19 protein-coding genes are annotated in these 22,958 nt (G+C 70.6%); 4 read left to right on the top strand and 15 right to left on the bottom strand.

All coding sequences use genetic code 11. The features are described from left to right. Positions 1-145: 145 nt before the first annotated feature. The 4 genes from Ae150APs1_RS29050 to Ae150APs1_RS29030 all read right to left on the bottom strand — a co-directional run bounded on the left by Ae150APs1_RS29050 (position 146) and on the right by Ae150APs1_RS29030 (position 6,037). Positions 146-1,036, bottom strand: coding sequence for an IS630 family transposase (locus tag Ae150APs1_RS29050; RefSeq protein ID WP_249266612.1), 891 nt, complete (start codon positions 1,034-1,036; stop codon positions 146-148). Continuing rightward, positions 1,000-1,272 (bottom strand): helix-turn-helix domain-containing protein, encoded by a 273-nt coding sequence (locus Ae150APs1_RS34080; RefSeq protein WP_212611811.1) that lies wholly within the window; start codon positions 1,270-1,272, stop codon positions 1,000-1,002. Before Ae150APs1_RS34080 ends, Ae150APs1_RS29050 begins: the two co-directional genes overlap by 37 nt. A 3,226-nt stretch (positions 1,273-4,498) precedes the next feature. Next, positions 4,499-4,870: a hypothetical protein gene (locus tag Ae150APs1_RS29035; protein ID WP_075302833.1), complete on the bottom strand. Its 372-nt coding sequence runs from the start codon at positions 4,868-4,870 to the stop codon at positions 4,499-4,501. Positions 4,871-5,371: 501 nt separating this feature from the next. After that, positions 5,372-6,037 (bottom strand): META domain-containing protein, encoded by a 666-nt coding sequence (locus Ae150APs1_RS29030; protein WP_075302831.1) that lies wholly within the window; start codon positions 6,035-6,037, stop codon positions 5,372-5,374. 445 nt (positions 6,038-6,482) lie between these two features. Here Ae150APs1_RS29030 and Ae150APs1_RS29025 point away from each other — a divergent pair, with 445 nt between their 5' ends. Beyond that, on the top strand, positions 6,483-6,770 hold the full coding sequence (locus Ae150APs1_RS29025; RefSeq protein WP_139317239.1) for a hypothetical protein: 288 nt from the start codon (positions 6,483-6,485) through the stop codon (positions 6,768-6,770). After that, positions 6,767-8,377, top strand: coding sequence for a hypothetical protein (locus Ae150APs1_RS29020; protein WP_075302827.1), 1,611 nt, complete (start codon positions 6,767-6,769; stop codon positions 8,375-8,377). Before Ae150APs1_RS29025 ends, Ae150APs1_RS29020 begins: the two co-directional genes overlap by 4 nt. 37 nt (positions 8,378-8,414) lie before the next feature. On the opposite strand, the gene Ae150APs1_RS29015 is transcribed toward Ae150APs1_RS29020, so the two are convergent. The 8 genes from Ae150APs1_RS29015 to Ae150APs1_RS28980 all read right to left on the bottom strand — a co-directional run bounded on the left by Ae150APs1_RS29015 (position 8,415) and on the right by Ae150APs1_RS28980 (position 19,665). Continuing rightward, a complete protein-coding gene (locus Ae150APs1_RS29015; protein WP_075302825.1) occupies positions 8,415-9,056 on the bottom strand; it encodes a plasmid pRiA4b ORF-3 family protein in 642 nt (213 codons plus the stop codon). A gap of 77 nt (positions 9,057-9,133) precedes the next feature. Continuing rightward, positions 9,134-10,060, bottom strand: coding sequence for a hypothetical protein (locus Ae150APs1_RS29010; RefSeq protein WP_139317238.1), 927 nt, complete (start codon positions 10,058-10,060; stop codon positions 9,134-9,136). A 427-nt stretch (positions 10,061-10,487) separates the two neighbouring features. Then, positions 10,488-12,215, bottom strand: a complete 1,728-nt coding sequence (locus Ae150APs1_RS29005) for a hypothetical protein (protein ID WP_075302821.1) — start codon at positions 12,213-12,215, stop codon at positions 10,488-10,490. Further along, positions 12,212-12,859, bottom strand: a complete 648-nt coding sequence (locus tag Ae150APs1_RS29000; protein ID WP_139317642.1) for a DUF4913 domain-containing protein — start codon at positions 12,857-12,859, stop codon at positions 12,212-12,214. Before Ae150APs1_RS29000 ends, Ae150APs1_RS29005 begins: the two co-directional genes overlap by 4 nt. A gap of 74 nt (positions 12,860-12,933) precedes the next feature. Continuing rightward, complete coding sequence (locus Ae150APs1_RS34460) at positions 12,934-14,502, bottom strand: type IV secretory system conjugative DNA transfer family protein (RefSeq protein WP_170918210.1); 1,569 nt, start codon at positions 14,500-14,502, stop codon at positions 12,934-12,936. A gap of 732 nt (positions 14,503-15,234) precedes the next feature. Then, positions 15,235-16,776 carry a hypothetical protein gene (locus Ae150APs1_RS28990; protein WP_139317235.1) on the bottom strand — a complete coding sequence of 514 codons (1,542 nt, stop codon included), beginning with the start codon at positions 16,774-16,776 and terminating at the stop codon, positions 15,235-15,237. Between the two features lie 30 nt (positions 16,777-16,806). Then, a complete protein-coding gene (locus Ae150APs1_RS28985; RefSeq protein ID WP_075302813.1) occupies positions 16,807-18,324 on the bottom strand; it encodes an SCO6880 family protein in 1,518 nt (505 codons plus the stop codon). A 6-nt stretch (positions 18,325-18,330) separates the two neighbouring features. Beyond that, positions 18,331-19,665 carry a hypothetical protein gene (locus Ae150APs1_RS28980; protein WP_075302811.1) on the bottom strand — a complete coding sequence of 445 codons (1,335 nt, stop codon included), beginning with the start codon at positions 19,663-19,665 and terminating at the stop codon, positions 18,331-18,333. Positions 19,666-19,789: 124 nt separating this feature from the next. Between Ae150APs1_RS28980 and Ae150APs1_RS32365 the strand changes: the two genes are divergently transcribed. Continuing rightward, complete coding sequence (locus tag Ae150APs1_RS32365) at positions 19,790-20,257, top strand: hypothetical protein (protein ID WP_075302809.1); 468 nt, start codon at positions 19,790-19,792, stop codon at positions 20,255-20,257. Here Ae150APs1_RS32365 and Ae150APs1_RS28970 read toward each other — a convergent pair. Both Ae150APs1_RS28970 and Ae150APs1_RS28965 read right to left on the bottom strand, forming a co-directional pair. Next, a complete protein-coding gene (locus Ae150APs1_RS28970; RefSeq protein WP_083680579.1) occupies positions 20,254-20,586 on the bottom strand; it encodes a hypothetical protein in 333 nt (110 codons plus the stop codon). The two genes, Ae150APs1_RS32365 and Ae150APs1_RS28970, sit on opposite strands and share 4 nt — an antisense overlap. 69 nt (positions 20,587-20,655) lie before the next feature. Continuing rightward, positions 20,656-20,928: a hypothetical protein gene (locus Ae150APs1_RS28965; protein WP_139317232.1), complete on the bottom strand. Its 273-nt coding sequence runs from the start codon at positions 20,926-20,928 to the stop codon at positions 20,656-20,658. Positions 20,929-21,482: 554 nt separating this feature from the next. Between Ae150APs1_RS28965 and Ae150APs1_RS28960 the strand changes: the two genes are divergently transcribed. Continuing rightward, positions 21,483-22,109: a hypothetical protein gene (locus Ae150APs1_RS28960; protein WP_075302805.1), complete on the top strand. Its 627-nt coding sequence runs from the start codon at positions 21,483-21,485 to the stop codon at positions 22,107-22,109. Between the two features lie 8 nt (positions 22,110-22,117). On the opposite strand, the gene Ae150APs1_RS32355 is transcribed toward Ae150APs1_RS28960, so the two are convergent. Next, positions 22,118-22,468: a hypothetical protein gene (locus Ae150APs1_RS32355; protein ID WP_170918208.1), complete on the bottom strand. Its 351-nt coding sequence runs from the start codon at positions 22,466-22,468 to the stop codon at positions 22,118-22,120. Positions 22,469-22,958: the final 490 nt, after the last annotated feature.

Below are 22,958 nucleotides of genomic sequence, written 5' to 3'. Positions count from 1 at the left end.
GACACGTGCTGGACGCCCGAGAGTGCTGCCGGCGCCCGCCGCGGGGGCCGGCCGAGACCGGCGGTCTTGACCCGCACCGGGCGAAGGAAACGCAGGTCCCCGACAGAGTCGCTAGTGCGTTGACCACGAACGTTCACCGGTTTGGTCATGCAGCGGTGCTGGGGCGGCCCCAGCGCTGCTGGCGTTCGCTGCGGACGCGGGCGCGTTCTCGTCGTTGGGCGGCGAGGACGTCGGGGTGGCGGGCGTTGGCGTTGCGCCAGCGCAGGTAGTCCTGCAGCCGCCGGGCCAGGACGGTGTGGTTCGGGTGGTTCGACGCGCTCATCGTGAAGGTGCGCAGCGGCCCGAACTGGGCCTCGATCGGGTTCGCCCATGAGGCGGAGGTCGGGGTGAAGCACAACTCGACCTTGTGCCAGGCCGCCCACGCCCGGATCTTCGGTGTCTTGTTCGCCGAGAGGTTGTCCAGGATGACGTAGACCGGTGCGCCGTCGGGACGGGCCGCGCGGATCGACTGGAGTGCGGCGAGGGTGTGGTCGCCGCCTTTGCGGCGTCGGGTCACGCCCCAGAGCTGGTCGTCGCCCAGGCTGTAGCAGCCGTGGAAGTAGCGGATCCCGTGTGTGCGGGTGTAGGTCGCGGGCAGGCGGGTCGGTTTGGTCTCCGGTGCCCAGGTAACCCCGTGGCAGGGGCGGATCGACAGCGGCCCGAACTGGTCGAAGGCGAAGCAGCGGCCCGGGAATCGACTGATCACCTCCTCGATCCGGTCGAGCTTGGCGTCCTTGTCCGGGTCGGTGGACTCCTTCCAGGTTCGCGTCCGTTGAAACGAGACCCCGGCCTCGCGCAGGATGACCCGCAGCCGCTCACGGCTGATCACAATCCTGTGCTCGTGGCAGCGGCCCAGGTGAGCGGCGAGTTTGCGGATGCTCCACCGGGTGAACGGCAGGTCCAGCTTGTCCGGGCGGGTGGTGGCCGTCGTGACGATGAACGCGATGTCGGCGTCACTGATCAGGCACTGATCAGGCGGGGACGACCTCCCGCCCACTGAGGGTCCAGCGCGGCCAGCCCCCGCTCGTTGAACGCGTGGATCACATCGCGCACGGTGTCCTCGTCGGCGGCGACCAGGCGGGCGATCGCCGGCACCGGGGTTCCCGACGACGACGCCATGATGATCGACGCCCGACGGACTCGGATCGGGTTCCCCCGCCCGCGGCGCACGATCAGGGTCAGCCGCCGCCCCTCCTCCTCGGTCAGCCGTCGTGCCCTGACCGGTCCAGCCATTCCGAAGCCCCCACTCCCGCCGCCGACGCAACCTCAGCGCCGAGAGTGGGAGTTCCCGACCTGCTCGACCGGGACATCACCCGGCGTGTCGCCAAACCGGTGAACGTTCGTGGTCAACGCACTAGATGATCCTGTAGCGAGCCGCGGCGCGTCGGCGCAGAGTGGTGATATAGCTGGCCCCAGGTAGGTGTGGCGCGGCGGTCAGTCTGCGCCGTCCGCTGCTGCCGATCGCGACTTTGCCGGGGCCCTGCCAGCAACGGGACCGGCTTGGGACCGGCCGGGGATGTGGCCCGGGGTGCGGATGGTCGGGGCCGGGTCCCGGCGGTGTTGTGCCGTGTCCGGTTACCGTGGGCGAAATTCGGTCTGTGGATATTTCTGATGGGTGGGGTTGCGGTGGGGTATGAGCGTTCCAGGGCGTCGGGGTCGGGTTCGTCGGATCGGCAGCCGTCGCGGCAGTCGTCGGCGCGGCGTGTGCCGGATCGGTGGGCGGGGTCTGGGTCGGGGCGGGGGCCGTGGGGTCCGTCGCCGGCTGGTGGTGTGGAGCGGTCGTATTTTTGTCGTTCGTGCAAGTTGACGGCGGCGGGGATCAGCGTCCCGACCGGTTGGTATTTGTTGGAGCGTTCCCCGGGTGGTGGGGGGCGGCATCTGCGGTTGGGGATGTACTGCTCGTTGGCGTGTGTGTTGTCCGCGGCGGAGGATCTGAAGCTCGGGGAGAAGGAGCATGCTGGGCGGTTGGGGACGCCGGCGGATGCGGAGCGGGATCGTGCTCGGATTTTGGAGCGGGCGGAGACGATGATCCGGCGGGGGATGTCGGCGAAGGCGGCGGCGGATGTTCTGCAGGTGCCGTCGGCGGCGTTGCGGACGTGGTTGAAGGCCGCGGGGGTCGCGGTGGTACCTGACTCCGCAGAATCTACTGCGGAGTCTGTGGGGTCTGCGGCGTCGCGGGCGGCGGTGACGCCGGTGTTCGCGGCTCCGGGCAGCGTCCCGCCTCCGGCGGCTGGGGCGGGACGTGCTGGCGCCAGCGCGGTGCAGGCCGCGGCGGCGTCGCAGGTGGGCCAGGGCGCGGGACACTCTGCCGACGTCACTGCCGGTGTTACGGCTGGTGTGGTGTCTGGGGCGGGGTCTGCTCGGGGTGAGGGTAGCGGTGTGGGCGGTGGTTCGACAGGTCCGGGGCAGAGGAAGCCGACCGGCCCGAAGGGCAGCGGGGGAAAGGGCGCCGGGGGAAAGGGTGCTGGTGGGAAGGCTGGGGTGGTGCCGGGTGGGGTGAAGCCGGGGCAGGATCCGGTGTTGGGGAAGTACACGTCTCCGCGGGCGTTGTTGCATCATTGGCGGCAGGTGGAGCGGATCACGGATCTGGAGATCGGTGCGGTCCCGGCGGGGGTGGGGAAGTCGGGGCATCCGCAGGGGTTCGCGGCGACGGTGTCGGCGCGGCTGTTGGTCGGGGATGCTGCGGGTGAGGTGGTCACGTGTACGGCGACGGAGGGGGCGAAGATGAAGGCGTGTGATGTTGCTGCGTATGCGGTGGCGAAGATCTTGCGCCCGATCATGGACGCCGCCGCTGTCGCCGCTACGGCGGCCCCGCCTGCAGCGGCCCCGCCTGCGGTATCGGCGGGTGCCGCTGCCTCTGCTCCCCCTGCCTCTGCTCTCGTCCCTGAGTCAGGGCGGCACGGCGGCGTTGCGGGTGGTGCCGGCCCGGATCATGCCTCACCTCAGCCTGCTGGTGGTCCGGCTGCCACTGGTCCGGCTGCCACTGGTCCGGCTGGTGGTGGGGTGGATGCGCGGGTGGTGCGGGAGTGGGCTCGCGTGAACGGTTATGTGGTCGGGGAGCGTGGCCGGCTCCCAGCGCAGGTCCGGGCGGCTTATCTCGCTGCGTCGGCCGGGTCGGTGCCCGGCCGGTGAGTAGGGGCGGATGACTATCCCCGACGACGACGACGACGACACCGACGCCGACGCCGACGACGCCGACGCTGCTGCTGCCGCGGCGGCTGGGGCTGCGTCGGCTGGGGCTGCGGTGGGTGAGATCGTGCGGGTTCGTCGGGTCGGGGATGCGGTGCGGTCGGCTCGGCGGGCGGCGCGGGGGGTGGAGCCGCATCCGGTGTGGGGGCAGCGGGAAGCGGATGCGCTGTCGGCTCTGGGGGTGGTGGCGGCGTTTCTGGATCATCACGCTCACACTGATGTCGCTCGGGTGGTCACCGACACGCTGCTCGCTTCCCTCAGTTCCCTCGGCTTCCGCGCCGGTTGTGGTGACCTCTCCGGTTGTGGTGACCGCGCTGCTCGTGGTGACGTCGGGGATCCCGCGGACCGCCCGACCGGCCCGGCCGGCGCGGGTGGCCCGGCAGGCGCGGGTGGCGCGGCGCCGGCCGGTGCTGTTGGGTCGGGCGCTGCTGGTTCTCGGAGTCGTCGGGGGCCGGCCCGGCGTGGCGTCGCCCATGACGGGGATGTCCCTCTGGCGTTGTGGCCGCTCGCCGACCCTGCCGGCCCTGCCGGCCCTGCTGACTCCGGTGGTGAGGTCGCGGTGGCCGTCCCGTCTGTCCCGGCGGTGTCTGCCTCGGCGGTGTCTGTCCCGTCGGTGGGGGTGGTGCGGGCGTGGGCGCAGGCTCAGGGGTATGCGGTGGGTGCTCGGGGGCGGTTGTCGGGGCAGGTGCGGGATGCGTATCTGCGGGCGCATCCGGAGTTGACCGATCCCGGTCGTGGTGGGCTCGGTCCGGGCTGATCCGCTGTGCCCGGCCCCCCGGGGGCCTGGGGGTTTTCTGGATCGTTTCCAGTTTTATGGGGCGGGTGTAGAGCCGCCGGTTCGGGTCGGAGCCGGCACCAGTGAGCGTTTTTCGTCCTGGTTGACGACACCAAGAGACAGGCGCTCGCTAACAGCGGAGGTGCGCGTGTGGATGCTCTTACCGCAGGTCATGCGGGCGATCATCCGGTGGGGGGACACCGCGGGAGCGTCGCTGTGACCCGCACGAACGGCAGGTTGGAAAACACTCAGTGTCTTCCTTCCTGGTTCTCAAGATCGAGCCAGTGTTCAGACACTCCGGCAAAGCGGGGGAACCTCAGGGGATGTGGGAGAGCCCCGCTCCGGGGGGTGGGCACCCTGTGCGTCAGTGCCGTGGTCCCTCGGGGCGGGGCTCTGTCTGTGTGCGGTCTGTGTGCTGTTGGTGGTCAGGCGAGCAGACCGCGTGGTCGCCGGGTTGGTAAAGGCTCTACCCAGCGTGCCGTGGGGTCGGGGTTGTTACTTGTGGCCCTTGACGGTGTCTCCGGCGGCGCCGGTCTGGGCGCAGTTGTCGGACTGGTCGGTGACCGAGTGTCCGGACTTCGCGGTGCCGGATCCGAGGATCCCGAGAGCGCCGGTGAGGCCGTTCGCGGCGGCGGCGTCCTCGATGGGGACCTGCAGCCCGATGAGGTTGAGCGGGATGTTGTTGTTGCAGGCCTGGATCGGGACGTTGACGTTGTTGCCGTTGAGGCCGGCGATCAGGCCCTCGGCGCTCTTGTCGATCCCGTCACCGTGGTCACCGCTGTGGGTGCCGTGGGCCATGGCCACCGGCGAGAGCGCCATCAGTGATGCGGCCGAGGCGGCGACGACGATCCCGGTCTTCTTCCACATGGGGTATGTCCTCCTGGTTGTTGCTGGCACGTCGGATACGAGGGGAGCCCGTGCCAGCTGCAACGAGAGGGTTCAGGTGGGGTAACTGCAGGTCAAACACTGTCACCCGGCCCGCGCGCGGCGCGCGCGGACTGTTTCCGCGGTCGAAGTCTCGACCACCCGTATGGGGCATTTGATCGGACACGGGACACGGTCGTGTCACGCACTGTAGTTATGTCTGGTGTGTCCTGATCTGTCCTGGTTCGGCGCAGTCCGAGGACCTCCGAGGACCTCCGGGGACCTCCGGGGGCGTCCGGCGGGGGGGTGCTGGGTGAGGGGGTGGGCCGGGCCGTCGCCGGAGGGGTGGGCGGCCCGGCCCTGGTGGGCGGTCGCGGGTGGCGTGCGCTCCCCAGCGCGCCGGGTGGGTGCGACCGCTGAAGACCCTGAAGACCCGAACACCTTCAGTGTGACGTATCGCACTGCGTGGGGGAAGGGTGTTGTCGTGGGTGCGGTGCCGGGGTGTCAGGGGTGGCGGGTCAGGGCGGTGGTGGTGTCGTCGCCGGCGGGGCCGCGCAGGACGAGGGTGTTGTTGGTGATGTCGGCGTGGCTGGTCTGGGTGAGCCAGTCGGCGATGGGGATGTTCTCGCAGGTCATGAGGGTGGTCGGGTTGGCGGTGGCGGTGAATGTGCCGTCGGTGTGGACGCCCCAGGTGCCGGTCAGGTGGTTGCAGCCGTCGGAGCCGGTCCAGTGTCCGTCGGGGGTGAACTCGACGAACGCTCGTCCTGCGGTGGTGTCGTGGGTGGGGGTCCAGTGGCCGATCAGGGCCTGCTGCAGGGGGTGTGCGGTGGTGGCGCCGGTCGGCATCGGCAGCGTGGTCGGCGTGGTCGGGGCAGTCGGGTCGGTCGGTGTGGTGAGTGCGGCGGGTGTGGCGGGGAGGGGGCCGACGGCGTGGGGGCCGTCGGTGTCGGTGGTGGTGGTGTCGGGTCGGGGCACGTGGACTCCTGCGGTGGGGTGCGGGGGCTGGTGCTGTCCGGGTTCCCAGACCTCGTAGTAGGGCTGCTGGGCGGCGGCGGGCTGGGGGGCCGCGGCGGCGGTGGTGCTGGTGGCGAGTGCGCCGGCGGTGGTGAGTGCGGCGGCGGCGAGGAGTGCTGCGGCACCGGCGCGTCGTGTGCGGGAAGTCGTGTGCATGGGTTTCACCTAAACACGGTTACTGACGGGTAGGTCTGGTCGACGGTAGGTGACCGCGACGCCTGCGGCGGAGCGGGGTGGGTGTCGCCTGCGGCGGAGCAAGTTGTGTGTTTTCTAGTAGAAAACACGCGTCGGGTCGTCGGTCGTGCGACACTCACCTCGGGCTCTCGCCCGGGGGTGTGCTGGGTTTGAGTGGGTAGGAGGTCGTGAGCGGATGGCGGGAATGCGTCGTGGGCGTGCGGTGGGGGGGCGTCCGCATTCGTTGACGGTGTGGTTGTCGTCGGAGGAGCGGGTTGTAGTGGAGGCGGCGGCGGTGCGGTCGGGGATGGCTGTGGGGGCGTGGTTGGGGGTGGCGGGTGTGCGGTCGGCGGAGGCTGATGCGGCGGGTGTTGACGGGGCTGGGTCAGGTGTGTCGGTGCGGTCGGCGGGGTTGTCGGGTGCGCGGATGCAGGCGTTGATGGGGTTGCGGGCGGAGTTGATGGAAGACCGTCGGGTGCTGCGCAATGTGGGGGGGAATCTCAATGACATCGCTCGTGTGGCGAACGTCGATGGCGTGGTGGAGGTGTCGGCGGGGCGGGTGTTGGACCTTGTCGGTAGGGCGGTGGAGCGGATTGATGCGTCGGTCGCGGTGGTGGATGAGCAGGTGGGGGTGGAGCGTGCGGTGGTGCGGTCGCGGTCTCGTGCTCAGTGGGTTCCGGGTTCGGTCGCGGAGGGGTCCGGAGGGGCGCGGTGATCGCGAAGATCAGTCGGGGGTGGCGGCTGAGTGGGCTCGTCTACTACCTGATGGGCCCCGGGCGGGCGAACGAGCACGTCGATCAGCGGGTGGTTGCGGCGTGGGATGGCTGTGTGGAGGTGCATCAGCCGTCACTGCGTGCGGATGGGAGCTTTGATGTCTCCGGTGTGGTGGCGGAGTTGAGCGATCCTGCGGTCGCGGCGGGGGTGTCGTTGAGACCGCAGGCGGGGGGAGAGAGGCGACCGAAGCAGGGCCCGGTGTGGCATTGCTCGTTGCGGTGCGCTCCGGAGGACTCGGAGCTCAGTGATGAGCAGTGGTCTGAGGTCGTCGAGGATTTGATGGATCGGACGGGGATCGCACGGCGGGGTGATCTGGACGGATGCCGGTGGGTCGCGATCCGCCACGCTGGTGATCATGTGCATGTGGCGGCGGTGTTGGTGGGGCAGGTGTCGGGGCGGCGGGTGTCGCCGTCGTTTGACCGGCGTCGGGCGCGTGAGACATGTCAGGTGTGGGAGGAGCGTCTGGAGTTGACGCGGACGGCGGCGGCGGATCGGTCGTCGGTGTCGGGGCCGTCGCGGGCGGAGTTGGAGAAGGCCACCCGTCTGGGGTGGGAAGGTCCGTCGCGGGTGTGGTTGCGGCGTCAGGTGCGGGCGGCGGCGGTGCAGGCGCGGGATGCGGAGGGGTTCGTGTCGGTGTTGTCGGGGCTGGGGGTGTCGGTGCGGCCTCGTTACGCGGCGGCGGGGGATCGGGCGAGTGGGATGGTGGGGTATGCGGTGTCGGTGCCGGGGGACAAGAACGTGGAGGGGCGGTCGGTGTGGTTCTCGGGTCGGCGGTTGGCGGCGGATCTGTCGTTGCCGAATCTGAGAGCGCGGTGGGCGTCGGCTGTAGCGGGGTCGGGTTACGGGCAGTCGGCGGCAGCGGTGGAAGGCCGTACGGCGGTGGGGTCGCCGGTGCGGGTGTCGGAGGGGCGGGTGTCGTCGGAGCGCCGCGCTGCGGCGGTGGCCGGTGCGGTGTCGGCGATGGGGCAGGCGACCGCGGCGTTGTCGGCTGCGCGGTCGTCGTCGGGGGAACTCCCTGACGGCGCCGGGGATGGTGTTGCGCACGCGGTGGGGGACATGCTGGCTGCGGTTGGTGTCGTGACCGCGGTCCAGGATCCTGAGGGTCGGGTGGTGGGTGCGGCGGGGGATGTGTTCGATCGGGCGACTCGGGTCCCGGGGCGGGTGTTGCCGTTGCGGTGGTCTCCGGTCGCTGCGGGGTTGCGGTCGGCGGCGTGGGAGTTGGCGTCGGTCCGGGGGCTGGGCGCCTCCGGTGAGGCGGATGCGGGCCGGTTGATCGTGGCTGTGGCGGCGGTGGTCGCGGAGGTCGCGGCGTTGCGGGAGGCCCAGCAGCGGCCGGCGCAGGCGGCGGCGGCGCGGCGGGGTTGCGTGGTGTTGGCTGCTGTCCCGGCTTCGGCGGATGCTGCGGCGGTGTCGGTGGCTCGGTCCTCGGTGTTGGTGCAGGATCGTCAGGATCTGTCTCGTCCAGTGGGGCCGGTGTCGCCGTTGCGGTCCGCGTCTTGGGGGCGTGGGGGCGAGCCTCCCGGTCGCAGCCCCGGGCTCAGGGGGTAGGGGAGCCGGTACCGTCTCCGGGTTCGGCCTGCGGGTGTCACAGCATCAGGTGCAGTACGGTGTTGGTGGCGTCGAGGTCGAAGTGGTGGGGGTCGTACTGGTCTGATCCCCACCATTGGACTCGGTCGGCGTGTTCGGGGTGGTCGGGGTCGGCGAGTGCGTCGAGGAATGCGGCGTAGCCGGGTGTGCCGCCGACGTCTTCGGGTGGGCAGGCGCCGCGGCCGTCGATACAGCGTGGGTAGCGCACTGCGGGCTCGGCGGTGGTGAGCGCGGTGACGCTCAGGGTGTGGTGCCAGTTGTCGCCGAAGTCGTAGACGTAGTCGGCTTCCTGCCCGACCTGGAAGAGCTGGGCGAGGGTGACGGCCTGCTCGTCGTGGGTGCGGTCGCCGAGGTCCCAGGCGGGGTCCCAGTCCGGGTCGGGGATGCCGTAGCAGGTGTCGTTGATGGTGAACCTGTGCAGGTGGGAGCTCTCCCACCCCATTGCTTCCTGGATGACCTGGTGCAGGACGGCGAGGGTGACCTCGGCGGGGACCTCGACGGTCCGGTGGACCTCGGGGTCGACCTCGAGTAGCGCGATCCCGATCCGGAAGATCGCCGACCGCCCCGCCGCCGGCTCGGGTGTCGGCGCTGTCGCTGGTGGGGGTGCCGCTGCTGGTGTTGTGCTGGCGGTAGGAGTCATGGGCTGTGATGTTCTCATCGGGTATCGCCCGGTCTCGGGTCGAGGTCCGCGCAGATGTCGGTGTAGGTGTTACGGGTTCACGGTTTCTGTCGGGCGTCGTGGATGAGGTCGGTGGCGTAGTTCTCGCGTCGGATGCGTTGGTCGTGGTAGAGCAGGGCGGTGGCGCCGATGCTGTAGCTGCAGCTGATGGCGAACACCCCGGCCAGCGGGGTCGCGGCGGTCAGGATCGCGATCCAGGGTGGGGCGATCATCCCGATCCCGATCCCGATGATGATGGCGGGGACGGTGATCAGGGTGGTGGGGATCAGGATGATCACGCTGATCGCGGCGAGGACGGCGAAGCAACGCCACCAGGACCGATGGACCAGCTCCAAGGACCGTCGTAGGGCTGCCCCGGCGGTGAGTCCTTCGATGACTGCGGCGGCGGGGGCGAGGGCGATCAGGATGGAGACGTAGATCAGCAGGAGGGCGGAGGCCACGGTCAGGATCGCGACCACTGCGGTGATGGTGTCGGTCCCGACAGTGTCGGGGATGTCCGGGGATATCCAGGATGGGATCGCGGCGGTGGTCTCGATGAGGGTCGGGATCAGGCTGAGGGCGGCCACGACTGCCCACACTCCGTAGAGGGCCCGCAGGTGGGGGCGGGCCGCGGTGAAGGCCTGGGACAGGGTGAGCCGGTCCCGGCCGAGGACGGCGGGACGCAGCGTGGACAGCACGACTGCGTGCGCGGGTGGGGCGACCACGAACAACAGCGCGGTCAGCACGAGGGTGAACAGCAGGTCCCGTGGTGAGGTCGCCACCGGTGCTGCTGCGGCTGCTTCAGCGGCGGCCGGGTCCGCTGCTGTGGCGATGGTGTCGAGGTCGAGGATCCACCAGCCGGCCAGCCCGCCGATCCCGAACAGGGCAAGTGCTGAGAGCAGGGTCGGGACCAGCACGGCTGCCGGGTTGGCGCGGATGAACCGGCCCGCCGCCGCCACGATCTCGTGCCACCGCAACGCCTGCAACGACACGATCCCCGGCTTCGGCGCCGGTAGGCCCGGTCCTGCCGGATCGTGAGACCCGGGTGAATCATCTCTACCCATCGATTTCTTTCCACTCTTTCGTTGGGGGAGGGCGTATTCGTTGTATCGGTGCCGCCCGGGGGGAGGGGAATCAGTCCAGAATTATGGCACCGTTCAGCGTCGGAGGTTCGCTGCGGCTGTCGTTAGCGACCGAATACGGTCTGCGGTGATTTTCGGGGGCCTCATCTCGCGGGCGGCGGGCGGTGAGTGGTCCCTCGTTGTGTGTACGTCGTCGGGTGCACGATCGGTAGTGCAGCACGGAGTCGTCGAGCCGGGCAAGGTCAGCTGCTCGTCCCGCACGCGTAATGACGGAACCTGTGGTTCGGTGCGAGGTTAGTTCGAAATGTGATGTATGCGCGTTTTCGCCGAGTCAGGGGTGGAGTCGTGGCGTGCGGGCGTTCTGTCGTTTTCGGCCGCCGCGGACCGGGAATGGCGGTGTGGGCGGTGGCGTGTCTGTTTCTGCTGGGCGGTCGAGGGGTGTGGTGATGGAGGCTGGGGCCCTGTCGTCGGGGTGCGCGGCCGGGGCAGAGTCGTTCTCCGGTTCTTGCTGGTCAGGATCGGGTTCCCTGTGCTGTTCCTGAGTGGGCTCAGCGGCGGCGAGGTCGGGAGGCTGGATCGCGGTGGGGTGGTCGGAGGAGAGGATGGTGTCGATGTAGTCGTCGTCGGCTGTGGTGCCGGCGCCACGGGACGCGCGGAGTGCTTCGCGGTCGAGGGCGTTGGTCGAGTCGAGCTGGCCGATGTCGAAGGGTGTCGGCGGCACCTGCTCGTCCACCGTGCTTTCGTCCATCCTGCTCTCGGTGGCTGTGCTCTCGGTAGTCGCCGTCGGGGTCGTGCTGGTCGGTGCGTCGGTGTTCTGCCTGGCGTCAGCGGCGTCTCCGGCCGCGGTGTCGTGTCGTTTGCAGAAGGTGATGCTGCGGTCGAGGACCGAGCGCAGGTAGATCGCCGGGGCGCGGGCGTCGCGGACCCGTTGGGTGGGTACCCGGGCGAGTTCAGCGGCCAGGTAGTTGGTGGCGGTGTCGTCGTGGTGCCAGGTGTGGAGTCGGCGGGCGAGGCTGGGCCAGTGCCGGCACGCGGTGACCGCGGTGGTGGTGTCGGGGTCGAGGTGGCGGCGTAGGAGCTGGGCTGCGGCGTGAAGGTCGGTCCCGTGTTGTGGCGGCGCGGCCCGGTCGTGGCCGCTGGTCGGGGGGCGTGGCTGCTGCTGAGGTGCGGTGATGCCGTCGGCGGCCAGGGTGTCGAGTGCGGCGGCCAGGGCGGCGCGGGGCCGCTCGCGGTCGAGGGTGTCGGGGTCGATCGCGGCCAGGACGTCGGTAGGGCGGTAGCCGCGTTCGTCGAAGTCCCGGAGGCGGCGGTGCAGGCCTTCGAGGGAGCCGCCGTCCGGGGCGTCGAGGTTCGGGGCGGCGCTGTCCGGGTCCGGGCCGACCGGGTCTGCGTTGTGGAGGACTGCGGTGGTGAGGTCGGGGTGGTCGGGCCAGGCGGTGTGCAGGGCGTGGCGGACGTGCTCGGTGAACTGGGTGTTGGTGGTGCGGAGCTGGGTGCGGGCGTGGTCGGCGCGCAGGCAGCCGTAGACGCCGAGGTCACGTAGTTGGAGCAGGGTGCGTTGCTGGCCGTGGGCGACCTCGTCGCGCAACGCGGCGGCGAGGTCGCGGTCGGGGACGACGACGAACACCGACAGCTCTTTCCCCCCGTTATCCCCGCTCTGGCCGTGGGCCCACAGGCCCCAGCGGCCCGGGCCGCCGGAGGGCGCGGTTGCGGGGATGGGGCCGATGGTGGTGTGGACGGTCCATCCGAACTGCGGGTCCGGGCTGGTCAGGAACTCGAATCCGGCCGTGGCGGCGGAGCCGGCTGCTGCGGCGTGGCGGAAGGCGGTCTCGTCGGCGGCGGCCATCGCCGCGACGCGCGGGTCGAGATCGCTCGCGTACTGGGCGCCGCGGCGCAGCGCGGCGTGTTGGTGGCTGAACGCGGCTCGGCCGTGGGTGAGGCGGTGGTGGCGCAGGGTGGTTGCGATGGTCAGCGCGAGCCGTACCCAGGTTTGGGACTGCTCGCGGCCGAGCCCGAGGGCTGGGACTTCGCTGATCGGGGCGTCCGGCGCTGCCGTCATCGCTGCTGCCCCTTGTCATCTGCGTCGTCGGTGGCCATAGCCTCGCCGGGTTCGGGTTCGGGTTCGGGTTCGGGTTCGTCGGGGTGGGGGTCTTGGCGGAGGTAGCCGACGGTGGGGTCGCCCCGGCCGGGTGGGCGGTGCTGTCCGCCTGGGCAGGCGGCGAAGGGCCCGTGGTCGCTCATCAGGACCTCGAGGGCATGGTCGAGGTGCTCGAAGTAGGCGACCAGGGCGGTGCCGGTGCCGGTCTCGGGGTCGGTGGCCTCGCCCCAGGCTCGGTACAGGGCACCGAAGCGGGCGACGGCTTCACGGTGGCGCCACCAGGAGCGACACCACCGGATCCGCCCCTGCCCCTGGGGCAGTTTCCGCTCGCACCGCTCGGCGATGGTGCGCCGGACCCACGGGAGCAGGACCAGTATGTCCGGTGCGGCGCGGCGGTCCCTGTCGTCACAGCCGTCCTCGTCGCCGTCCCTGTCGCCGTCGCTGTCGCCGTCTGTGCCCGCGGCGGTGTCCTGGGTGCTGTCCCGTGCGGTGCGCAGGGTTGCCTCCAGCCGGTCGAAGGTTCCGGCGAGGGTGTCGAGTTCGTCGGTGAGGGCGGCGACGCGGCGGTCGAGCAGGGTGTGGTCGTCGCGGAGCGTCTCGATCAACACCACATGATCAGCGCGACGGTCTTCGGTGTCGCCGGTTCCGGTGCCGGTGTGGCTGGTGCTGTTGCTGCTGGTCACGGTGACTTCGCGTCCGCGTCTTGGTCGTGGTGTTGTTGGGTGTGGGGTCGGAGGCGGTGGGCGAGGGGGTTGTCGGGGCCGAGGTGGGTGATCGCGGTGTGGCGGATCTCGGCAGCTGCCTGGGTGGCGGCGGTGGTGATGTCGGTGTGGGTGTGTCCGGTGCCATCTGGTTCGCGGTACCAGGGCATGAGTTCGACGACGGTGGGGCGTGCCCCGGTGGCCAGGCAGATGGCGTAGCGCTTGTCGAGGGCGGCGATGTCGGCGACCGACATCGCCGCTTTGTCCCTGGTGGAGTACGAGGTGGAGGTACCGCCGCTGGAATGGGTACGGGAGACCGTCGGGAGTTCGAGGTCGCCGAGCAACGCGGAGAGGTGGCGGGTGAGGTCGAGGTCGGTGACCCCGGCCCCGACCAGGGTGATGGTGGCGGCGCCCCAGAGCTTGTTCATCCCCGCCGCGCCCCAGACGTCGGTGCCTTGGGGGAAGGACTGCAGGAACGTGGCGACCTGGATGCTCATGGAGCCGAAGTAGGAGTAGAGGTCGGGCAGGTTCGCGATCGGGCATACGTTCGCGGCCTCGTCGAGGATGACACGCAGCGGCGGGTCGCAGCGTCCGCCTTGGGCGGCTGCGGTGTGGGCGGCGATGCGCAGGAGGTGGTCGACGACGGCGGCGATGACCGGGGCTCCGGAGCCGGGGCCGTCCTGGGTGAGTAGATACAGGGTGTCCCGCGGCGGTGTGACCTGGCCGGTGTCGGGGTCGGTGTGGCCGACGATGAAGGTCCACGGATCCAGCTCGGCCACGGCGGCGGGATTCTCGGGTGGGGTGCGCCAGGTCTGGGGTGGGGTGATGATGCGGGTGACGTGTTCGTTCTCCAGGGCGCCGAGGGTGGTCAGGGCGCCGGCGAAGATCCCGCCGCGGGTCTCGGCGGGTGCCTCGTACTGGGCTTGCAGTCCGTCGGCGACCTCGCTGAACCCGTGGGTGCGCAGGATGGCGACCGGGGTGGGGTCTTCGGTGGCGGCCCAGCGGCGGACGTCGCGGATCGATACCGGCGCCCCTGCCGGTGCGCGGTCGGTGGGGATGCGGTCCCCAGCTCTCGCCGAGTAGGCGGCGGCGAGGACCAGGGCGGCGAGCAGACGCCGGGAGGATTGGGCGAAGAACTCCCCGCTCCCGGTGCTGCTGGTGGTGGGACCGGTGAAGTGGGCGAGCAGGGTGGAAGCGTCCGCGAGGTCGTGGACCGGGGCCAACGGGTCGAGCCACCAGGTCTGGTCGATGCCGGTGAGGTGCTGTGGATCGGCCACCCACACCCGGGCCCCGTCGATGGCGGCGCGCAGGCGTGCGGTGAGGGTGTAGACGTCGTTTTTGTTGCTGGTCGCGATCACCGGCCCGGGCGCGGACAGGATCGCGGGAACGACCAGTGCGGATGTCTTGTTGGAGCGGGGTCCGGCGATGACCAGGATGACGTCTTCCTCGGAGGCGTAGACCCGCCGTGCTCGCTCGCCACCCACGACACCGTCCAGGATGCTGTTCGGGATACGGCCGAGGAGCATGCCGAGGTCCCGCTCATCCATCTGCCGGGGCCGGTGTTGCTGTGCGTCGTGCGGGTCGGTGGCCTGTGGGTGAAGCAGAGACGGTCGCAGCTCGGTGGCACGCTGGTGGGCGGCGCGGCCGCGCATCCCGGGCAGAGCGTTGCGGGTGAGCGCCCTCGGGGGTCGTCCTGGGCGGGTCGTGTCGCGCACGCTCCATGCCACGGTGATGGCCACGATTGCCGCGGCGAGGACGAACGCAGCGATGACGAGGACGGTCCAGAACAGCGGTCGTGACCCGGCATGGCCGATGAGTGGGTCGAGGTTTCCGGTCCCGGTGGCGGTGATCAGGGCTTTCGTCGTGGCCGATCCCCATCCCGGTGCCGTGTCCGGTCCGGCGAGGGCTGCGGCCGACCAGACGAGGGTGATGGCCCCGGTCCCGGTGGCGAGGACTCCGATCAGCGCGAGCGGGGCGGCGAGTTGGGCCCATGGGATCCCTGGCTGGTGCTGCGGCGGCGTGGTCACGGGGCGGTCACCGCCGGGCCCGGGTGGTGTCATCGGGGGTGGGGCGTGGCTGGTGGTGCTGCCCCGGGTCGGTCGGGGGTCTCTGGCCCGGGGCGGCACCACCAGCGCCATCGGACGTGGGTCCGGTATCGCGGTGGTGATGCTGCCAGCTCACTGCCCTCTCTGGGGGGTTGTGATGGGGTTCATCACTTTCGTCCGGATGTGCTTGTGGGTGCCACGGGCGGGTCTTCCCGCTCTGGGTGCTGGTGATCGTCATCGTGTTGTCTCCCTGGCCGGTGGCCGGTTCCAGGCGTGGTCGGTGTTGTAGAGGTCGAGTTCGTCGGGTGTGAGGGTGAGGTGGATGGGCAGGCCGGTGCGGCCGCCGGACTTGATCAGGTATTTGCCGCGGCCGGGGTGGAGTTGTCCGGGGACCCAGGTCGGTGGGGCGGCCCAGCCGCGCACCATCGCGTGTTCGGCGTCGCTGAGTGGGGTGATGGTGTGGAGGCGGTCGAGGTCGGCGGCGGTCATGCCGCCGAGGACGGTGATGGCGTTGCGGCCGGCCATCCCGCGGGCCTTGGCGCGGTCTTCGAGGGTGGGCAGGGCGTCGAGGTCGTCGAGGGAGTGGGTGACCTGGGCGGAGATCTCCCCGCGATGCCGACCCAACCTGGTGACGCGGTCGGAGAGCTCGACCAGCCCGGGAGCGACGCGCAACGCTCGCCAGAGTTCGTCCTGGACCCGGAACACCGTCCGGGTCCGGCCGAGCCCGGTGTTGGCGTCGATGACCCCCGCCGCCCATGCCCACGCTGAGAGCATCGCGGCGGCGACGACGTCATCGTCGTCGTGATCCAACGCCGAAATATCCAGGGACAGCGCGGGGGTGTCGAGATCGGCGGTGACGGTGGACGGCCGGTCGAACAATCCGCGCAGCGATCCGGAGCAGATCAGGGTGAGGGTGTTGATCAGCTCGCGGGCCTCGCGGCGGTAGTGGGGCTCGGTGTCGGAGGCGGTGACGGCCAGCATCGCCGCCGGCGGGGCGCTCAGGACTCCGAGGATGTCACCGATCACCGGCTCGGCACCGTCCCCAGCGCTGTTTCCGGGGCTGTTTCCGGGGCTGTCTGGGGTGGTGTGGTCGAGGGCGGTGGCGAGCATCCGGCGTTCGGTGACGGTGACCGGGGCGCGGCGCACGATCACCACCAGAGCTTCCAGCAGCGAGAGGCGGCGGGCGCGGATCGTCTCGATCAGATGGGTGCGTTCGGTCCCGACCGCAGCCTGTAGGGCGGCGCGTAACGGGCCCGCATCCAGGGGATTCAACGAGTGCAGTCCGCGGCCGAGGCGCCAGACGGTGCCGCCGAGATGGGTGACGAGGTTGGTGTATTCGCCTTTGACATCGCCGGGGACAACGGCGGTCGCGCCGAAGGCGACCAGGCCGGTGAGGAGGCGTTTCACGATCGTCGACTTCCCGATGCCGGGTTGTCCTTGGATCCACATGCCGGTGTTGGACACCAGGCCGGTGCGCAGCCAGTGGGCGGGGTCGAGGCCCACGGGTTCACCGGTGTGCAGGTGGCGCCCGACCGGGACGCCGCGGGGTGCGGCACCGCCGGCCACCGCGAAAGGAAACAGACCGCAGATCTGAGAGGTCGTTGCTTGCCACATGATCCCGGGTTCGACGTTCGTCGCGCGCCCGCCGCCGCGAGCCGGCCATCCCCACGCCGGCGGCAGGTTCTGTCCTCGGGTCTGCTGCGCGGAGACCAGGTCGGGCGCGGCCGGGTGCACCGGCTCACCCGGGTGGCCGGGATCGAGATCGGTCGTGGCCATGAACGTCTGCTCTCCGAGAGTGCGCGGCGGCTAGTGGCGGTGGTGGAGTTCGTCGGGGTTGACGCCGAGGCCGAGGGCGGCGGCGAAGCCGGCGGCGTGGGCGCCGTTGAGCCGGCGCAGCCGGAGTTTGCTGTGTCCGGCGCGTTGTTCGCAGTCGGCGACTGCGGCGGGGAGCAGGTCGGGGTCGGTGACGGTGGTGGTCACATACAGGGTGAAGCGGCCCAGGCCGGCGCCTTCGGCTTCTTCGCGGGCGGTCTGGATCGCGCGGGCGAGGTCGTCGCGGTCGCGTTGGGTCTCGTCGCGTTTCGTCTTTCGGGCCCAGGAGCGGCGGATGTGGGTGTGGGTGATCTCCCGTTCGACTTCGGTGGCCGCGGCGGCGGCGTTGAACGGGGTGTAGAGCAGGGTGATGCGTCGGGCGAAGGGGCCGGGGGCCAGTAGCGGGCCCAGGATGCGGTCCATGACAGCTTGTCGCGGTGCGTCGATCATCGCCCAGGACACTGACATCCCCGAGTCGTGCCGCCAGTGATCCCACGACTCCCGGGCACGGATTGGGGCCGCCTCAGCCCACTCTGCCGCCCAGTGCTGCGGTGGTGGGTCCGGCCGCTCACCGCTACCGCCATCAGCGTCAGCAGCAGCGGCGGCGAGATCAGCTCGGGCGGCGGGGTCGTAGGCGGCGCGTAGGTGATCGGTCAGCCAGGGTGTGGTGGCGCGTCCCAGAACCGCGACCCCGGTCGCGGACAGCGCTCGTTCCATGCCGGGCAACCAGCGGGTGACCTCGGCGACGGCCGCGGGAAGGTCCGGGGGCCGTGGAGTCGCCCGGGCAGGGTCGAAGCAGAGCGCGACGTAGGTGTTGACCTCCGCGGCGGAGGACGGTGCGGCGGCGGCGAGGGCGGCCATGACCGACCGCGCCGCCGCCGGTGCGGCCGGGTGCAGGCGGGTGGTGACGTCGTCGCGCAGGGTGGTCCCGCCGGTGGGTGAGGTGTCCACGGTGACGGTGACATGCCGGATCATCGGCTGGTAGCCGAGGTCGGCGAGGAAAGCACCCCACTGCGCGACCCAGGTGTCAGCCTGGGTGCGGTCGATCAAATCCAGCCCGACGGGGGATACCCGCAGCACCGCCGTCACACACCCGGTGCGGCGGTCCCACAGCAGGCCTTGGCGGGCGCCGCGGCCGTCGTCGGTGGACAGCGGCACCACTGGGGCGAGGGGACCGGGGAGGTCGTGGCGGCGGGGGTGGTCGGTGAGCAGCCCACCGGAGAGCTCGGTCCAGCCCGCCTTCTGGGCGCGGTGGAACCGCAGTCGCCGCAGTACGAGGCCGGTGATCGACTGTCCGTCGACCTTGACCACCGTCACCGCGACCGCCGCCGCGCCCACTGCAGCCAAGGCCAGGGCGGCGCGGCCGGAGCCGATCGCGACCAGAGCGGGGGCGACCAGGGCGGTGAACACGACTTTCGTCTCGGTCGGTGACAGGGTGCCGATGCCGAACCCGCGGGCCCGGCGCCAGTTCCCATAGGTCCGACGGGTGGCTCCGGCGGGGTTGCTACTCACTGGTGATCACCGGTCTGCTCCTGTGTCTCCTGCGCCGGGTGGCGTCTGGGCCGCACCCGCCGGCGGCCCGCTTCCGCTTGCTCGGGAAGCGGGCGTCTCGCTGGTGGTGCTGGTCATCTGCTCGGCGGTGGCCTCGGCAGCCGACTGCGCGGCCTGCGCCGCCGCCGCTCCGCCGGCCGCGGCGGCGCCGACCCCCGACACCGCAGCACCAGCCCCGGCACCCGCCATGCTGGTGGTGGTCCCGGTCGCTGCCCCCGGCGCAGGTCCGGATGCTGCTGCGGGGGCCGGGGTGTTCTGCAGCCCGGGCGCAGTACCGGGAGCCGCGCCCGAGGACTCCGCCGCTGCGGGACTCCCTGCTCCCGGACTGTTCCCGATGCCGTTGCCCGCGCCGGTGCTGGTGGCGCTGGGAGAACCTGTCGGCGACGAAGAGGAGGGGGTGGGGGTGGTCCAGGCGGGGAGGCTGTCGGGGCCGGTGAGTTCCATGGATCGGCCGCTGCGCATCCCGGCCAGGGAGACCGCCCCGGTCGCCGCCCCGGCCATCATGCCACCGGCGGAGCTGCTGGTGATCGTGGTTCCGGTGAACGAGAAGAACCGCATCATCGCCGGGAGCGCGATCACGGCGAGCCCGAGGATGACGATCCCGACCAGGATCGCCACCCACTCCGGGCCGGCCTCGGCCGAGGTAGCCGGGGGTATGGGGGTGGCGATGAGGGTCATGCCGATGGCGTAGATCAGCCCGGCGACAGGTTTGTAGAAGATCAACGCCGCCAGCCAGGCGATCACGGTGGGCAGCCAGCGGCGGGTGGCCCCGGACAGCGATCCGGCGGCGGCGATCGGGAGGACTGCGATCAGCACGAAGATCCCCGCCTGGCGGACGAACATCGCCAGCCACTGCAACGCGCCCAGGACCAAGACGACGGCTCCGAGCAGGATCTGCGAGCCCACCCCCATCTGGCTGAGCTGGAGGACCTCGGTGAGGCGGTCGACGAACCCCGGTAGCGCCGCGCCGAGGAAGTGCATGGTCGCCGCGTCGGCGGCGGCGAGCGTGGTGACGGCGAGCAGGACCCCGACCGTGGTGGCGGCTACGAACCGGATGAGGCCGGCTGCGGCGTCGACGAGTGGTTCCCCGCGGCGGGTCAGGATCATCTTCCCGACCTGACACAACAGACAGATCGTGACGATCGCGGCCACGACCGGGCCGGTCAGCACCGCGAACCGCTCCGCATGCGCGTGCAAGCCGTCGAACACCGTCTCCTCGGCGAGCCACCACGTCAACAGCGCGGCGAGGATCTCCGCCGCCGACTCGGCCAACGCCCCACCGGGGTCGGTCCAGAACTCCACCTCACACCACCTCCGCCGGCGCCGTCGTGGACGTGGACGTGGACGTGGACGTGGACGTGGACGTGCGGGATACCGGACTGGGCCCGGTCGGGGAGGTCGGGGAGGTCGGGAAGGATGGCCTGTCGTGAGCGAGGGTGATGGCGGTAGTGGCGCTCTTCTCGTTACGGTCGGGCAGCTGTTTCCCTCGCTGGGATGGAAGAACCCGGTCGAGGTCAACTACGTCCTCTCGGAGTTCCTGGTCGAGCAGATCCGGGAAGACCGCATCGTCGATGCGACGGTCGCGCCGCTGCCCGACCCCACCGACGGGGTCGTACTCACCGTGACCCTGATCGCCACAGGGAAGCTGCCCGGCGGGACCGCGGTCGCTGACGGGGTCCAGCAAGCGGTGTCGGCGATGCAATCGGCCTGGTTGTGGCTCAACGCCGGCTTGTCCGCGAACGGGTTGACCGAACTCGATGAAGAGATCATCCGGCGGATGATCCTGTTCGTCGGGCGGGACCTGCAGGTCTGCTACCTCGACCCACCCGACCCGGACGAGAAAGACATCTCCGGGTTCATCCGCGCCCAACTCCTCATCGAACCTCAGCCCTAGAGGAACACCGCGACGATCCCCGACGCCCCCGCGGCCAAAGCGAGGCCCCCGACGACCCACAGGGTGCCGGTCAGGCCGTCGATGGCCATCGCATGATTGCGTTTGCGCCCGACGACGATCATCCCCGCGCACACCAACAGCCCGACCACGCCGGCGGCGATCAGGCCCCACTTGATCCAGCCGATGATCTGGTCGACGAAATCCCCGAGCTTGCCCGGCGGGCGCTGCGCCGGGGGATCCGGCGGCACCACCTGTCCCGGCAACAGCGCTGGGTCCAGTGCAGCAGTCGTGTCGGACGCCGACACCGCAGCGGACATCACCAGAGACATGCAGACTCCTCGAACACGAACAGCAGAGCGGGAACAGACCCGGCCCCGCCGGGTCGCAGAGCAGCGCGGTCACGCCAGACCCACCCGGGCCGCACCCGCACTCACATCCGCCGCAGCGGGGACCGGACAGCCGTCGACGGTGGCGCCCTCGCCAGCAGCTGTGTCCCGGGCGGAGAGATCCCGGGTGGGGAGGTCGAGGACAGCGTCGATCACCTGTCCCAGCGCGCGGACCAGCGCGCGTTCAGGTTTCGACAACTCGGCGGGATCGAGGGCCAGGAGCTGGGTGGCGCGCAGGCCCGGCCGCAGCGTGTCCCGCCAGGCGGCCACGAGAGGAATGGGCACGATCCCGGCGGTGTATGGCTCGATACTGCGTAGCCGATTCCGCGTATTCGGCCCCCATGTCATCCCAGGAGCATCGGAGACCACGGCCAGGACTGGTGGGGCCGGGGTGTGCTGCAACGCGTGTGCTGCACACCCTGCCGAGGACACCGTCGACCGGCACACCAGCACCGCCACCTCGGTTTGCGCCCGGTAAACACCGCGATCCACACCGCCCAACGCCGAGGCAAGCAACGAGGTGCCGACCCCGCCGGCGACCCCAGCCACACACGGACGCTCCCGCACACCCACCACCCCACCCCAGCTTCATCCAACAACACGCCATCGGTAGATACCGCTGTACTGAACGAAATATCAATCGGTGGAACCATACATGATCGGATGGGAGGGTCGCCGCGACTACAGCGACGCGGCGATCCGATGCCGGAACCGCTGTCTCGGCCACGACCTGGTGGTTGTTGCCGGACTCGGTAACGCCGACACCGCCGACGGCGATATTCTTGAACGCAAGACCGGGCAATACAGACACAGAGGCTAGATCGGGAGGACCGGGGCAGGTGGGGCGGTCGTTCCTTGAACCGGATCTGCGCCGCGACCACCGCGGTAGGATCGGAGTGATCCTCGGTGTGGTCATCGCCGGGGTCGTCACTCTGGGTGGGGCGGTGCTGCTGTCGGTGTCGCTGTGGTCGGAGGTCGGACCTGCACCTAAGGCTGCGTCTGCGGTCGTCGCGGACGTCGTGACCCCGGACGGTGTGGGGGTGGCCTCGGCAGATCCACTGGTCACTGCGCAACGTTGGCTGATCGCCACCCGCAGCGTCTCCCACGCTGACCCGGGCCCGTTGGCCTGGACTGAGCGGGTCGCGCCGCTGCTGACCGGGCCGGCAGCCCGAGCCAACGCCCGGCTCGTCGAGCACGGGGCCCGGACCGGGGGCGGCTGGCCGCAACTAGTCGCCGACCGCTGCAGCGTCACCGTCACCGGCCTGGCCGCGGTGATCCCGCCCGAGGCGCCGCGTAGTAGTGACCGGGTCTCGGTTCAGGTATCGGGTACCGTCCACACCCGCTGCGCCGCGCCCCGCAGTCCGAGGACACCACCCGAACCCGTCGCGGCAACACTCACCCTGACCCGCAACGGCCACGACAACGGCGCCGACCGGCTCTGGCGCGTCCATGAACACCTCCACTGAGCTGGCACCTACAGCACCACAGTCAGACGATCTTCGGCACACGTGGTCACGAAAGGAACGTTGAGCACCCTGTGAGTGCTGCGCTTGTCCGGATGACCTGCTGCGGACACACCTGGGTCGGACCCGACCGCGCACACTGCTGCCAACGCACCGGCGGCTGCGGGCACGTCTTCGACGACGCCACCCTGTGGGACATCCACCGCGCCGAACGCGACGACGCCACCGTCTGCCTCGACCCCGCCACGCTCGGCCTGACCACCACCAAAAACGGCATCTGGATCCAGCCAGAGGGTGGGCTCAGTCGACGGTAGATCTTGATCTTGCTGCTCAGCGGGGGCCAAGATGGCCGTCTGCGACATGCCGCACCTCAATGGGGAGAGGTCGCCCGAGCGCGCGACGCTCAGCATCAGAAAGTACGGCAGATAACTCCTCGAAGGGGACGCCAGCCATCCGGGCCGCCTCCACCGCTCGGATGAGGGTCGAACTCCGCGCATCCAGCTTGCGCGCCGCTGCAGCCCAGGACAGGGCGGCATCGGCAACATTTTTACGCTCAGCGCGCCCCTCGTGGACAGCTACCGATAGGACAGGCTCATCCCCCTGGGGCCCCTCTGCCGTGTCGTCAGAAGCTGCCTGGGGCCGGTTCCCGGGGCATTCCCGGATAGCTCGTGCTCTTGAAGATCTAGCGGACGCGGGCTCGTGCGCGGACGCGGGCTCGTGCGCGGACGCGGGCTCGTGCGCGGACGCGGGCTCGTGCGCGGACGCGGGCTCGTGCGCGGACGCGGGCTCGTGCGCGGACGCGGGCTCGTGCGCGGACGCGGGCTCGTGCGCGGACGCGGGCTCGTGCGCGGA

Origin of the sequence: Pseudonocardia sp. Ae150A_Ps1 (assembly GCF_001932315.1) — a bacterium.
Taxonomy (GTDB): Bacteria; Actinomycetota; Actinomycetes; order Mycobacteriales; family Pseudonocardiaceae; genus Pseudonocardia.
The sequence above is the reverse complement of the archived record's forward strand: the minus strand, read 5'-3'. Positions and strand labels throughout refer to the sequence as shown.

Excerpts from the sequence above, each read along its gene's own strand:
- Ae150APs1_RS34080 (WP_212611811.1), bottom strand. The coding sequence starts at position 1,272 with ATGGCTGGACCGGTCAGGGCACGACGGCTGACCGAGGAGGAGGGGCGG.
- Ae150APs1_RS32355 (WP_170918208.1), bottom strand. The coding sequence starts at position 22,468 with ATGTCGCAGACGGCCATCTTGGCCCCCGCTGAGCAGCAAGATCAAGAT.
- Ae150APs1_RS29015 (WP_075302825.1), bottom strand. The coding sequence starts at position 9,056 with ATGACTCCTACCGCCAGCACAACACCAGCAGCGGCACCCCCACCAGCG.
- Ae150APs1_RS28970 (WP_083680579.1), bottom strand. The coding sequence starts at position 20,586 with ATGTCTCTGGTGATGTCCGCTGCGGTGTCGGCGTCCGACACGACTGCT.
- Ae150APs1_RS29035 (WP_075302833.1), bottom strand. The coding sequence starts at position 4,870 with ATGTGGAAGAAGACCGGGATCGTCGTCGCCGCCTCGGCCGCATCACTG.
- Ae150APs1_RS28990 (WP_139317235.1), bottom strand. The coding sequence starts at position 16,776 with ATGGCCACGACCGATCTCGATCCCGGCCACCCGGGTGAGCCGGTGCAC.
- Ae150APs1_RS34460 (WP_170918210.1), bottom strand. The coding sequence starts at position 14,502 with ATGGATGAGCGGGACCTCGGCATGCTCCTCGGCCGTATCCCGAACAGC.
- Ae150APs1_RS29025 (WP_139317239.1), top strand. The coding sequence starts at position 6,483 with ATGCAGGCGTTGATGGGGTTGCGGGCGGAGTTGATGGAAGACCGTCGG.
- Ae150APs1_RS29030 (WP_075302831.1), bottom strand. The coding sequence starts at position 6,037 with ATGCACACGACTTCCCGCACACGACGCGCCGGTGCCGCAGCACTCCTC.
- Ae150APs1_RS29005 (WP_075302821.1), bottom strand. The coding sequence starts at position 12,215 with ATGACGGCAGCGCCGGACGCCCCGATCAGCGAAGTCCCAGCCCTCGGG.